The following is a 12880-nucleotide window of genomic DNA, read 5'->3' as shown; positions in this document are numbered from 1 at the left end:
ATACCCGGGTCAGGACGAGATATCTGTCCCGGGATTCAGGGGCGGAGAAGGTTGTCGCGGAGGGCGGTGAAGGCGGCCGGGCGGGGGCGGGCTTCCAGTGCTTCGCGGATCTGGACGGCGCATTGGCGTGCGCTGAGAGTGTCCGTGTCGACGTCCAGGTCGTGCAGCTCGTGGGAGTGGACCTCGGGGAACTGCCGGGCCGCCAGGCCGGGCTCGCGGTCGCCGCGTTCGGCCTCGCGGCGTTCCAGCACCGGGAGGGGGCAGCGGACGCCGACCAGGAGGGTGTCGTCGGGGACGAGCAGGTCGAGGAGGTCGAGCAGCCGCCAGCGCCGGCTCAGCGGATAGTCGGCGACCAGGTTGTTCCCGGCCGCGGCCATCCCGGCGACGGCGCGGTGGAAGCCCTTCGCCGTGCGGTCGATCTCGGCCTGGAGGGCGTCGCCGGCGAGGGGACGCTCGTTGCGCATCGCGTGGAAGGCGTCGATCGGCATGTGGAACCAGCTGCCGTCGAGGAGGTCGAGCAGTTCCAGGGCGATGCTGCTCTTGCCGGAACTGGACGGGCCGTTGAGCAGGATGACCGTGCCGCCGGGGCCTGTGTCAGGGATCGCGTCGCTGGAATCCACCCGGACAGTAGACCAAGGGCCGCTAGGCCGCCGGGCCGCTCATGGCGTGTCGAGTAACGTCGTGCCATGCCCGACTCGATCGCCGCGGTGACCGCCGATGACCTCGACCTGGCCGTCAGGCTCGCCGTCGCCGCGTTGCGGGAGGCTCCCGCGGATGCCTGGGACGCCAAGGCCGGGTCGCTCGAATGGACGTGCTGGGAGACGGTCGAGCACCTCGGCGACGATCTCTTCGCCTACGCGGCGCAACTGGCACCGTCCACGCCGCCCATGGACGGCGAGGTGCCGTTCGTCTGGGAGAGCCGCCGGCCCGGCGGTCCCGCGAACGCGATCCACGCCGACCGGGACGCGGGGCCCGCGGGCCTGCTCCAGGTGCTGGAAGCGTGCGGCGGGATGCTCTCCGCAATGGTTCGGACGGTCGCTCCCGACGTCCGCGCCCACCACGTCTTCGGCGCAGCGGACGGCGAGGGCTTCGCGGCGATGGGGATCCTGGAGACCGTCGTCCACACCTACGACTTGGCGGACGGCCTCGGGCTGCTCTGGGAGCCGCCCGCCGACCTCTGCGCACGCGTCCTGGGCCGCCTGTTCCCGGAGGCGCCGACCGACACCGAGCCCTGGCCGACGCTGCTCTGGGCCACGGGACGTGGAGAGCTTCCCGGCCGTCCGCGCCTCACGTCGTGGCGCTGGTACGGGAGCCCCCGCCCATAAGCGCCTGACGGGTCAGCGCAGGTAGTGGAAGGCCGGTTTCGGGTGCATGAGGAAATCGTGGTGGGAGATGTTCCACGCGTAGGCGCCGGCCATGGTGAAGGCGATGATGTCGCCGGGGATCAAAGGCGGGACCAGGCAGTCGCGGGCGAAGACGTCCTTCGGCGTGCACAGCTGGCCGACCAGGGTGGCGGGGCTTTCTGGACCGTTCGCGGTGAGGACCTTGAAGGGATGGTCATGGCCTTTCGCCGCCGGAGTTCTCAGGTGGTGGGTGCCGCCTCTGAGGATGACGTAGGTCTCGCCTCGCGTGGTTTTCACGTCCAGGACGTCGGTGACGTACCAGCCGTGATAGGCGGTCATGGATCGGCCGGGCTCTACGCGGACTTTTGCCGGGATGGTGCTCAGGCCGTTTCCGTAGGTTCCCCAGTCGAAGCGGCTTTCCGGTGACGTGTAGTCGACGCCCATACCGCCGCCCACGTTGAGTTCGGGTTCCTCCACTCCACGGGCCTTCAGCCAGGGGAGCGCCCATTCGGCTATTTCGTAGGCCACATCGAGAAGGGTGGGGGCGTCCAGGCCGGAGGCCAGGTGAGCGTGGATGCCCCGAAGGTTGAGGTGGGGGTTCTCGGCCAGAAGGCGGGCGCAGTCATCGAGGGCGTCCTCGTCCATGCCGAAGGGGCCGCTCATGGTGAGGACGGCGTTCGGAATGTGCACGGGGAGGTTCGCGCGAAGAAGGACGTCGGCAGGCCCCTGGGCGGCCAAGCGGGCGAGCTCGGTGGGGCTCTCCACGTGAATCCTGTCCGCCTTGAACGTGCGGGCCAGATGTAGCTCTTCGTCTGTCTTGCCTGGGCCGCCGAAGGCCAGGGATATGCCGGGCACCGTCTCCCGGACGTGGGTCAGTTCCCCTCCGGAGGAGACTTCCATGCCGTCGACGTGAGGGGCGAGCGTGCGGAGGATCTCGGCGTCCGGATTGGCCTTGGCGGCGTAGAAGAGTTCCGTGCCCGGCAGGCTGGCGCGGATGTCGCGGACGTGGGTTTCCAAGCCGGTCAGGTTGTAGAGATAGGCCGGATAACCGTCGAGGTTCCGGGCGAAATCGGTGTTCATAGCGGTCGAGGTGCGGCCAGCGGGTTGGGGACGGGGACATAGGTCGCTCCGCGGTCGGCAGTGCGAGACCAGCGGGCGCGAAGGTTCGCCTTTGCGGGCAGCGGCACTCCGGCGAGGAGGGCCCTTATCTGAGGGTGGTCGTCGTGGGCGTGGAAATGCTTCCTGGCCGTCCGCCAGAGGGTTCGTTCCAGGGACGGGTGAAGGTCGGCCACCGCGGCGGCCATCTCCGTCAGATGGTTGACGAGGAGGCAATAGACGACGCGGTTCCAGCCCCAGTCGGGCTCGTAGGTAAGGCCTTCGGCCACGCGGGAGGGGAGGTGCGTCAGGTCCCAGCGCCCCGCGGTCAGTTTCGTCCCCTCCAGGTCTCGGAACGCGGCATGGACCGGCATACCCGTGGAGTCGACGCAGATGAGGACGTTCTGCAGGTGCGGCTCCAGCACAACGCCGTGGTCGAGGTACGCGGCGAGTACGGGTGGTGCCACCTGGGCGACGTAGGCGTCCCACCAGGCTTCGGCGCCGTCCGGGGTCGAAAGGACGGGCAGATCTGCAAGCCACCTGTTGTACGGGTCGGCCAGGGCGCCTGCCAGTAAAGGCGTTCCGGGGAGGGACTTGACGCCTTGGCGCAGGATCACGCCGAGGCCCTCGTACAGGCGGCGGTCCGGGAGAGCGATGCTGCGGTAGGCGGGCTCTGCGAGGAACGTGGCGTCCAGCTTTTCGAGAATGGGCGGCAGAAGGTCGTTGAGGGCGATCGCTCCGGTCAGCTCGTACCAGGCGTTCTTGCGGACGCAGTTGGTGATGCGCACGTCCAGGCTGAACTTGCAGAACACGTCGGCGTCCGGCAGGTACGCGGTGCGGACGGACGATGTGGGCACCGCTTCGGTGTCCGATGGGCCGAGGTTGAGCAGCAAGCCGTCCGCCAGGGCCTTCTGCAGGAGGGGGTTACCCGCCAGCAGCGAGAACTGCCAGGGATGGACGGGGAGAAGCCGCCGGCCCGGTGGCGCCGGAGGGCCGTAGGTCTCCAGGGTTTCGAAGGCCTCCGGTGTGCCTTCTTCGGCGATGAGGTGTTCCGGGACGGCCAGCCAGAGCGGACGGAAACGCGCCCGAGTCTCCGGCGCGTAGCGCAGCCAGTCGGACGGGGACCCCTGCCGGGCCTTGGGGGACGGGTGGAAACGATGCCCCGCGACGAGGGACTGCTCGGAGTCGATGTAGGCGTCCCCCGAGGGCTCGCCACGGGCGGCGATGATGGCGGTGAGCGCTCTGTGACTGTCGGCCGCCTGCGCGAGGAACTCGGGGTTCGGACGGCCCGTCGCGAGCTCCAGTTCACCGGCGACCAGGTTCGCCAGCCTGTCCCAGGGCGCCGGTGCCCATTCGTCCCCCCGGCGCTCCTCGTACGGCGGCACGAGCCGGTAGGCGGCGCCGGCCGGGGGACGGGCCAGGCCCATGCGCAGCACGACCCCGGCGCGGGGCAGCCGGACGAGGAGGTGAGCACCGCCGGGGTGCACGCCGTCCGGCCAGACCTGCTGCTCGGGCGCGCACACCTCCCGGACCAGGCAGTTGAGGAGCGCGGTCGCGGTGGCGTCGTCAGCCGAGAGGACCGGTTCTGTCAGCAGCACGTCGAGTCCCGTAGGTAGTTGGGCCCCGGTGGGCCGTAATGCTTGTTGATGTCCGCCGCGCCGGTCCGCGCCTTGTCGACAAGGGTTCCGGCGGTGACCATGGCCTTGCCCGGCAGCGTGTCGGCGTCCAGCGTGCGGGAGCGCAGGAACGCCTCGTCCCGCCCGAGCGCCTCGTCGAGCCGCTCCCGGATCATCCGCAGGCCGGTGCCCCACGGGAGCAGGCCCAGCTTGGACAGCCCCAGGGCGGGCGCGGCCGCGCACAGGTGCAGCGTGATGGTGACGAAGACGCGGGCGAGCGCCTCCGGATCCGACGTCGCCATGCGGTGGTCGACCAGGTCGCGGGGGTCGGTGCCCGGGGACGGCGGCCCCAGACGTTCGCGGAGCCGGGACGGGTCGATCAGCGCGCCGTCGTTGTCCTTGACGAGGAGGCGGAGCGGTGCCTCGTCCAAGACGAGGGCGACGTTCTGCTGATGCGCCTCCAGCGCGATGCCGTAGCGGAACAGCGTGACGTTCCAGGAGAACAGCGCCGCCAGGTAGGCGTCGAACAGGGCCTCGACGTCCCAGCGTTCGATCACATGGCCCTCGTCCGGTGCTTCGGCGAGCAGCGCCGCCACCGGGACGATGTGCGAGCGCGCGATATCGGGTGGGAAGCGCCGCACCAGATAGGCGAGAAGGGGATCGTCGGCGTGGCCGTAGGTCTGCTCGTCCGCGAGCACGACCGGTAGCACCGGTTCGTGGAGGAGCACCTGGCGCAGGATGCGTTCGACCAGGGCGCCGTCCGCCAGCGTGCCGGGCTTGATGGTGCGCGTGTTGCGGAGCCCGAGGGTGCTGGTCGGGAGCGGCGCCTTCACGTGGGCGAGCGGCGCCGCGGCCACGGTCCGCATGGACAGTGTGGGCGTGACCTGGAGGAACGCGTCGGGCGCGAGAACCGCGCCGGGCCGGTCGCGCACCTGCCGGGCCGCCAGCGGGTGGACGGGGAAGAGCGCCTCGGCCGAGGTCAGGCCCACGTCGGCGGGGGCCGGCCACCAGCCGGGAAGCGTCCCGGCGAGGGCGGGGTTCCGCACCGCCGCCCAGCGCAGCGGGAACGACGGCGCGAACTCGGGTGCGTAGCGGCTCAGATCGGCCAGGGACAGCCCGGCGCGGCTCCGGCCTGTCGGATGTACCGGGTGGTCGTTGTAGGCCGCCAGCGTCTCGTAGAACGCGCCGGGACCCGTCCGCAGCTCGTCCGGGAGGCGGCCGAGCCGCCGGTGGACGGCAGGACGCGCGTCGCCGTGCAGCTTGGCGGTCGCCAGAGCGTCCAGGCACTCGCGTTCGAAGGCCGCCGTGTCGTCGCGCGGGTCGGCCACCGTGCGGACGGCGTGGAAGGCGTCCCGGAGCGTCAGGCCCTGCCCGGGCTCCACGACGAGGTCGGAGAGGAAGGCGGGGCGTGCCTCGACCAAGCGCACCCGGCGGCCGGGAAGCTCCAGCACACCGTTCCGGACGAACCGTCGCAGGCCCGCGTAGTCCTCCCGTAGCAGCGCGTCGAGTACACGGGTGGCGAGCAGGTCTTCGTCGTCGGCGGTCACGCGATCGTCCAGTCGTGCGATGCACGGAACCGCGCCAGGGCCGCGTTGACCTCGTCCGGTCCGGGACCGATCGCGCGGACCGTGCCCAGGTAGTCGCGGTTGGTGCGGGTCACCGCGACGGAGTCGCCCACCGCGCGCTGCGGACGGTAGGCGAGCCGCACCGGGCCGTCGTCCAGGGTCAGGGGCCCCGGCGCCGCGGTGAGCGTGCCCGACCGGTCCGCGATGACCGGCTCCGCGATGGCGTGCCTCGGCCGGGGAACCCGGCGGCCCGGCAACCCCGCGCCCAGGTGGACCTGAAGGATGTGCTCGAAGAGCGGGACGCCCAGGAGATCGGCCAGCAGGAAGTCGCAGTGGTCCCCGATGAGCCTGTAGTTGACCTCGATGATGCGGGCGCGGCCCTCGTGCACGACGAACTCGGTGTGACAGGCCCCGAACCCGATTCCCAGAGCTTCCAGTTGGCGCAGTACCTGTGGCGTCTCCGGGGGAGGGGCCGTCCACTCAAGGCGCTCTTCGACGAAGAAGGGTGGCGGGGAGAGCGTCGTACGGAACGACCCCAGTACGCGTAGTTCCCGCCCGTCCCCGAGCGTCTCCAGAGTGTGGAGGTGCCCCGGCAGGTACTCCTCCGCGACAAGGGGGTCGCTCCGGCGCGCGGCGATCTCCTCCACGCGCGCCGCGAGTTCTCCTGCGTCCTGGACGAGGAACACGTCCTCGCTGGCCACCCCTTCCCGAGGCTTGACCACCAGCGGAAAGGGCGCGTCGGCCGGTACCTGGAAGGCGTCCGCGGAGAAGACCGGGTCGATGGACGCGAGATGCCGCCGCAGGAGCGCCTTGTTCTTCGCGCGGGTCGCGGCGCGCCAGTCCTTGGCGGGCAGCCCGAAGTACGCGGCGGCCAGGGCGGCGGGCGCCTGGAGGAAGTCGCTGTTGGAGAAGACGGCCGCGGGCTCCCCGTCGATGCGGGCGATGATGTCCCGGAAGTCGGAGACGTCGCACTCGACGACCGGTCCGCCGAACGGATGGGCGCCGGGACGGTCGGTGAGAAGCGTCACATCGAGGCCGAGGCGCGCGGCGGCGGGCAGGAACCCGTGCGTCACCGAGTCGGTCGCCTTGCCGGCGACCAGGTAGAGAGAGGCGGCCACGACCGGCCTTTCCAATCCGCCAATGAGTGTGCAAGCCCGTGGGTGATGACGCGAGCGCGACGGCCTCGTGGTGAGGTAAGCCTTGCCTAACTCGCGGTGATCACCATAGTGGCCGGGGGGCCGGTCGCATGCAAGAACGGTGACATCGCGTGTCCCGGCCGCCCGGCGATCCGCCACGATGGGGCCATGGACCTTGTCGACCGGTGGGTCGCACTGGCGGGACCTCACACCAGACATATCGGGACGGAACTGGACGAGCGCTACGGGGAGCCGCACCGCCGGTACCACACCCGCGAGCACCTCGCCGCCGTCCTCGACCTCGTGGACGAGCTGGCCGGGCACGCGGCCGATCCCGACCTCGTCCGGCTCGCCGCCTGGTTCCACGACGCCGTCTACGACCCCGAACGCGCCGACAACGAGGAGCGCAGCGCCCGCCTCGCGGCCCGCATGCTGGCCGACACCGACCTCGGGCGGCGGGACGTGGACCAGGTCGTCCGGCTCGTCGAGCTGACCACCACGCACGCGCCGGACGAGGACGACGCGGACGGGCAGGTCCTCTGCGACGCCGACCTCGCGATCCTCGGGGCCGAGCCCGACAGGTACGCCGCCTACGCCGCCGCGGTACGCGAGGAGTACGCGTTCGTCCCCGACGAGCTCTTCAAGGCTGGACGAGCCGAAGTCCTCAACGGGCTGCTCGCGCTGCCCAGGCTCTTCCACACGCCGGCCGCGCACGACCGCTTCGAGGAACGGGCGCGCACCAACATCCGCACGGAACTGATGCTGCTCGGCGCCTAGACCCGCGGCTGGCGAACCTTGCGGCGACGCAGACCGGCCTTCGTCAGCCGCAGGAGCAACTCCTGGCACCCCACCGCCTCCGCCCCCTGACGCACCGCCGCCTCGTACAGCTCGGACGGGACGTCGTAATGGTCGCGGTCGAACGCCCGCACCGGCATCCTCAGCTCCGCCGCGAACGCGTGCAGCTCCTCGTACGACACGTCGCTCACCATGTGGGACCACACGCGGCCGCGGGCGGGCCACAGGGGCGGGTCGATGAGGATCAAAGCCACTCCCAGGAACCAGGCAACGGGATCCCTTACTGTGAGTTTCCTGTCTTCGGGAATCCCGTGACGCGGGGGGCGGACGGAAAGCCGGGACGGAAGAGACTCAGCCTGACATTACGACATGCGCTGACATCACGGCATGCGCTGTCATCACAACGTACGGAGGGGCATGCAGGTGAACGACATAGCCGCCTACATCCGGGCCGACCGGGACCGGTTCGTCGCCGACCTCAAGGAGTGGCTGGCGATCCCGTCCGTCTCGGGTGACCCCGCGCACACCGACGACGTGCACAGGTCCGCGAAGTGGCTGACCCGGTACCTGCGCGACCAGGGGTTCCCGATCGTCGAGGTCTGGGAGACCGGCGGGCACCCCGCCGTCTACGCCGAATGGCCCGCCGACGACCCGGACGCCCCCGCCGTCGTCGTGTACGGCCACCACGACGTCCAGCCGGTCGAGCCGCTGGACGAATGGGACACCGACCCCTTCACGCCCGTCGAGAAGGGCGACCGGCTCATCGGGCGGGGCGCGTCCGACGACAAGGGGCAGGTCTTCTTCCACACCCTCGGCATCCGCGCGCTGCTGGCCGCGTCCGGGCGGCAGGCCCCGCCGGTCACCGTCAAGCTCCTGGTCGAGGGCGAGGAGGAGTCGGGGTCGGTGCACTTCGCCGACCTGCTCCGCACCCACCGCGACCGGCTCGCCTGCGACGCCGTCGTCATCAGCGACACCACGATGTGGGCGGAGGACGTCCCGTCCATGTGCACCGGCATGCGCGGCCTCACCGAGGCCGAGGTCACCCTGCGCGGCCCGGACGGCGACCTGCACTCCGGCTCGTTCGGCGGCGCCGTCCCCAACCCGCTGCACGCGATGGCCGAGCTGCTCGCCTCGCTGCACGACGCGGACGGCCGCGTCACCCTCCCCGGCTTCTACGACGACGTCGTCCCGCTGACCGACGAGGAGCGCGAGCTGTTCGCGCGGCTCCCGTTCGACGAGGACGAGTGGCTGCGCACCGCCGGCAACAGCCGCGCCGCCCACGGCGAGAAGGGCTACACGACCCTCGAACGCGTCTGGGCGCGGCCGACCGCCGAGATCAACGGCATGTGGGGCGGGCACACCGGGCCGGGCGGCAAGACGATCGTCCCCCGCGAGGCGCACGCCAAGATCTCGTTCCGGCTCGCCGCCGGGCAGGACCCGGGCACGGTCCAGGACCAGTTCCGCAGGTGGGTCGCCGAACGGACCCCGCACGGGGTCGAGGCCGAGGTCCGCATCCCAGGCGGCGGCGTCCGCCCCTGCTTCTCCCCGATCGGCTCGCCCGGCGTCAAGGCGGCGCGGCGCGCCATGGAACGGGCCTTCGGCACCGAGGTGCTGTTCACCCGCGAAGGCGGCAGCGGCCCCGAGGCCGACCTCGCCGACATCCTGGAGGCCCCGCTGATCTTCGTCGCGGTCGGGCTGGACGGCGACCGCATCCACGCCCCCAACGAGAAGGTCGAGATCCCGCTGCTCCTCAAGGGCGCCGAGGCAGCCGCGTACCTGTGGGAAGAACTCGCCGCCGCGCTGCGCTGAAACCGCCTGGAAGGGAGCACACGTGACCAACGCCCCACTGGAGTGGCTGGCGCTCGCGCGCGGGACGCTCGACCGCGTCGCGCTCAACCGCCGCGACGACGCGTGGCTGGAGAACGCCTGGGCCGAGCCGAAGACGCGCGTGCTGGTCGTCCACGACGGACGGTCGCTCGTCACCTACGAGCCCAGCGCCGCGCTGGTCCTCGTCCCGCCGGAGCAGGCACCGGACGGGGACCGCTGGCTCCTCGGCGTGGACGACGGCGGCGCCGCCTACTTCGGCGTGTCCGGCCCGCTGCCCGCCATCGAGGGGACCGAGCCCGCCGGGCTGCGCCGCGTCGGCGCCCTCCTCGGCGACCAGGACTCCGGGCTGCTCACCCACGCCGTCGCGTTGGAGCACTGGCACAGCACCAACCGGCACTGCCCCCGCTGCGGCGCCGAGACGCGGGTGACGTCCGCCGGGCACGTGCGCGTCTGCCCCGAGGACGGGTCGCAGCACTTCCCGCGCGTCGACCCCGCGGTGATCATGCTCGTGACGGACGAGGCCGACCGGATCCTGCTCGCCCGCGGCCCGCAGTGGCCCGCCGACCGCCGCTCGATCCTCGCCGGGTTCGTCGAACCGGGCGAGTCGCTGGAGCAGGCCGTCGCGCGGGAGGTGAACGAGGAGGTCGGGCTGCCCGTCCGGGACGTCCGCTACCTCGGGAGCCAGCCGTGGCCGCTGCCGCAGAGCCTCATGCTCGGCTTCACCGCCCGCACGGACGGCGGCCTCCCGCTGCGTCCCGACCCCGAGGAGATCCTGGACGCCGCCTGGTACACCCGCGACGAGCTGCGCGCCGCCATCGACGGCGGCGAGATCGTCGCCCCGGGCCCGCTGTCCATCGCCGCCCAGCTCATCATGCGCTGGTACGGCGGCGACCTGCCGAAGATGCAGCCGTTCTGACATGCGCGAGCCCGGCGTCCGCGGCGGACGCCGGGCTCGTCGCGAGGTCAGGCGAGGGAGGCGAGCTTCACCTTGACCGCCTTGGCGCTGGGGTTGGTCGCGGCCGTGCCGTCGGGGAAGACGATCGTCGGAACCGTCTGGTTTCCGCCGTTGACGCTCATCACGAACTCGGCGGCCTTCGGATCGCGCTCGATGTCGACCTCGACCATCTCGATCCCGTCGCGGGCCAGCTGGTTCTTCAGGCGGCGGCAGAATCCGCACCAGGACGTCGTGTACATGGTGAGCTGGCCGGCCGCGCCCTTGGGCTGGTCGGTCGTCGGCGTCGCCATCGCTTCCGCGTCTCCCTCGTTCGTTCGGACGATCCGTGCCCTCGCATGAACAGTGAACCAGGGGCGCGCATTCCGCGGTTGTCCACAGGTGGCGTGCCGGGTGATACGGGTGGGGCGGGCTGCGAGTATGGAGGGATGTCAGCAGAGTCGGTGCTGGAGGGACTCGACCCCGAGCAGCGGGCGGTCGCCGAAGCGGTCAAGGGCCCGGTGTGCGTGCTCGCGGGCGCCGGGACGGGCAAGACCAGGGCCATCACCCACCGGATCGCCTACGCCACCCTGACCGGTGTCGTGACGCCGCAGCGGGTGCTCGCCGTGACGTTCACCACACGCGCGGCCGGGGAGCTGCGCAGCCGGCTGCGGCAGCTCGGCGCGCCCGGCGTGCAGGCCCGCACCTTCCACGCGGCGGCGCTGCGGCAGCTCACCTACTTCTGGCCGCGCGTCGTCGGCGGCGAACCGCCCAGGATCATCGACTCGAAGATCGGCCTCGTCGCGGACGCGGCGCGGGCCTGCCGGCTCTCCCTCGGGCGGACGGAGCTGCGCGACGTCGCGAGCGAGATCGAATGGGCGAAGGTCACCCAGAACCGACCCGAGGACTACCCCGCCGCGGTCGCCGAGGCGGGGCGCAGGCCGCCCGCCGAGGTCGTCGACGTCGCCCGGGTCTACGCCATGTACGAGCAGCTCAGGCGCGAGCGCAACCTGCTCGACTTCGAGGGGATGCTGGAGCTGACCGCGGCCGTCCTCACCGAGCACCGGGAGGTCGCCGGGCAGGTCCGCGAGCAGTACCGGTACTTCGTCGTGGACGAGTTCCAGGACGTCAACCCGCTGCAGAAGATGCTGCTCGACACCTGGCTCGGCGACCGCGACGACCTGTGCGTCGTCGGCGACCCCAACCAGACGATCTACTCGTTCACCGGCGCGTCCCCGTCCCACCTGCTCGACTTCACCCGCGAGCACCCGGGCGCGAAGGTCGTCCGGCTCGTCCGCGACTACCGCTCGACGCCGCAGGTCGTCCGGCTGGCGAACGGGGTGATCGGGCAGGCGAAGGGCGTCCGGCACCGGCTGGAGCTGCGCGCCCAGCGCGACAACGGGCCCGAGCCGGTGTTCAACGAGTACGACGACGAGGTCGCCGAGGCCGACGACGCGGCGCGCCGTGCCCGCAAGCTGATCGAGGAGGGCGTCCCCGCGCGGGAGATCGCGGTCCTGTACCGGATCAACGCGCAGTCCGAGACGTACGAGTCGGCGCTGGCCGCGGTGGGCGTCCCGTACGTGCTGCGCGGTGCGGAGCGGTTCTTCGAGCGGCCCGAGGTTCGCGAGGCCGTGGTGCGCCTGCGCGGCGCGGCGCGGGCGGGCGGCGACGCCGAGACCGACGGTATGGGACTGATCCAGACCGTCCGGCACGTCCTGTCCGGGGCCGGGTTCTCCGACCGGCCGCCCGAGGGCGCGGGCGCGGCCCGCGCACGCTGGGAGTCCCTCGCGGCCCTGGCCCAGCTCGCCGAGGACATGGCCGCGGACAACCCCAAGGCCGGCCTCCCCGACTTCGTCGGCGAACTGGAGGAGCGCGCCGCCGCGCAGCACGCGCCGCCCCTGGAGGGCGTCACGCTCGCGTCCCTGCACGCCGCCAAGGGCCTTGAATGGGACGCGGTGTTCCTCGTGGGGCTCGCCGAAGGCAAGCTGCCCATCGTCTACGCCAAGACACCCGAGCAGATCGAGGAGGAGCGGCGTCTGCTCTATGTAGGTGTGACCCGCGCCCGCGTGCACCTCAACCTGTCCTGGGCGCTGTCGCGCTCTCCCGGCGGCACGCAGATGCGCCGCCCGTCCCGGTTCCTGGACGGCCTCACGGGCAAGACCACCACGCACGTGCCCGCCCGCGTCGACCGGTCGAAACGGCGTCCGACCAAGGGGCCGCAACCGTGCCGGGTGTGCGGCCGGCCGCTCACCGCCGCCGTCGAACGCAAGCTCGGCCGCTGCGAAGACTGTCCCTCCGAGCTCAACGAGGAACTCCTCCTCGCCCTCAAGGACTGGCGTGCCCAGGTCTCCGCCGACCAGAAGATCCCCGCCTACGTCGTCTTCACGGACGCGACGCTCCAGGCGATCGCCGAGCGCTGCCCCGAGTCGATGGACGAGCTGGCCCGCATCCCCGGCGTGGGCAAGGTCAAGCTCGACCGCTACGGCGACGCCGTTCTGACCCTTTGTGGCCATTGACGCCGTTTCGCGCGTTCTGGGGTGAGATCCGGCTCACTGGAGGCGATAGGGAAGAC

Annotated in this window: 12 protein-coding genes; 5 read left to right on the top strand and 7 right to left on the bottom strand. The window is 71.6% G+C overall.

The genetic code is table 11. The annotated features are described in order from the left end of the window. Window positions 1-35: 35 nt before the first annotated feature. Entirely contained in the window at window positions 36-620 is a 585-nt protein-coding gene (locus BM339_RS23595; protein WP_075022218.1) for a chloramphenicol phosphotransferase CPT family protein, read from the bottom strand. A 66-nt stretch (window positions 621-686) separates the two neighbouring features. Between BM339_RS23595 and BM339_RS23590 the strand changes: the two genes are divergently transcribed. Continuing rightward, window positions 687-1325 carry a maleylpyruvate isomerase N-terminal domain-containing protein gene (locus BM339_RS23590; protein ID WP_075022217.1) on the top strand — a complete coding sequence of 213 codons (639 nt, stop codon included), beginning with the start codon at window positions 687-689 and terminating at the stop codon, window positions 1323-1325. Between the two features lie 12 nt (window positions 1326-1337). Here BM339_RS23590 and BM339_RS23585 read toward each other — a convergent pair whose 3' ends face one another. Genes BM339_RS23585 through BM339_RS23570 form a run of 4 tightly spaced genes read right to left on the bottom strand, consistent with a single transcriptional unit; the run spans window position 1338 to window position 6737 of the window. Then, window positions 1338-2423, bottom strand: coding sequence for an alanine racemase (locus BM339_RS23585; RefSeq protein WP_075022216.1), 1086 nt, complete (start codon window positions 2421-2423; stop codon window positions 1338-1340). Continuing rightward, window positions 2420-4036 (bottom strand): IucA/IucC family protein, encoded by a 1617-nt coding sequence (locus BM339_RS23580; protein WP_075022215.1) that lies wholly within the window; start codon window positions 4034-4036, stop codon window positions 2420-2422. Before BM339_RS23580 ends, BM339_RS23585 begins: the two co-directional genes overlap by 4 nt. Continuing rightward, complete coding sequence (locus BM339_RS23575) at window positions 4027-5601, bottom strand: IucA/IucC family protein (RefSeq protein ID WP_075022214.1); 1575 nt, start codon at window positions 5599-5601, stop codon at window positions 4027-4029. Before BM339_RS23575 ends, BM339_RS23580 begins: the two co-directional genes overlap by 10 nt. Then, complete coding sequence (locus BM339_RS23570) at window positions 5598-6737, bottom strand: ATP-grasp domain-containing protein (protein ID WP_021595745.1); 1140 nt, start codon at window positions 6735-6737, stop codon at window positions 5598-5600. Before BM339_RS23570 ends, BM339_RS23575 begins: the two co-directional genes overlap by 4 nt. A 186-nt stretch (window positions 6738-6923) precedes the next feature. Between BM339_RS23570 and BM339_RS23565 the strand changes: the two genes are divergently transcribed. After that, complete coding sequence (locus tag BM339_RS23565; protein ID WP_021595744.1) at window positions 6924-7532, top strand: HD domain-containing protein; 609 nt, start codon at window positions 6924-6926, stop codon at window positions 7530-7532. Here BM339_RS23565 and BM339_RS23560 read toward each other — a convergent pair. Next, window positions 7529-7798, bottom strand: a complete 270-nt coding sequence (locus BM339_RS23560) for a DUF4031 domain-containing protein (protein ID WP_075022275.1) — start codon at window positions 7796-7798, stop codon at window positions 7529-7531. The two genes, BM339_RS23565 and BM339_RS23560, sit on opposite strands and share 4 nt — an antisense overlap. 169 nt (window positions 7799-7967) lie before the next feature. Between BM339_RS23560 and BM339_RS23555 the strand changes: the two genes are divergently transcribed. Further along, window positions 7968-9359 (top strand): dipeptidase, encoded by a 1392-nt coding sequence (locus BM339_RS23555; protein ID WP_021595742.1) that lies wholly within the window; start codon window positions 7968-7970, stop codon window positions 9357-9359. Between the two features lie 22 nt (window positions 9360-9381). Then, the gene (gene nudC, locus BM339_RS23550; RefSeq protein ID WP_021595741.1) at window positions 9382-10293 is read left to right on the top strand and encodes an NAD(+) diphosphatase; all 912 of its coding nucleotides are present in this window, start codon (window positions 9382-9384) and stop codon (window positions 10291-10293) included. 47 nt (window positions 10294-10340) lie between these two features. Here the strand turns inward: nudC and BM339_RS23545 are convergent, their stop codons facing one another. Then, window positions 10341-10622: a mycoredoxin gene (locus tag BM339_RS23545; RefSeq protein WP_075022213.1), complete on the bottom strand. Its 282-nt coding sequence runs from the start codon at window positions 10620-10622 to the stop codon at window positions 10341-10343. Window positions 10623-10757: 135 nt separating this feature from the next. Here BM339_RS23545 and BM339_RS23540 point away from each other — a divergent pair, with 135 nt between their 5' ends. Then, on the top strand, window positions 10758-12824 hold the full coding sequence (locus BM339_RS23540; protein ID WP_075022212.1) for an ATP-dependent DNA helicase UvrD2: 2067 nt from the start codon (window positions 10758-10760) through the stop codon (window positions 12822-12824). The last annotated feature ends 56 nt before the right edge of the window (window positions 12825-12880 follow it).

Source organism: Actinomadura madurae (assembly GCF_900115095.1).
Classification (GTDB): Bacteria; Actinomycetota; Actinomycetes; order Streptosporangiales; family Streptosporangiaceae; genus Spirillospora; species Spirillospora madurae.
This window is presented reverse-complemented; position numbering and strand designations above follow the sequence as displayed.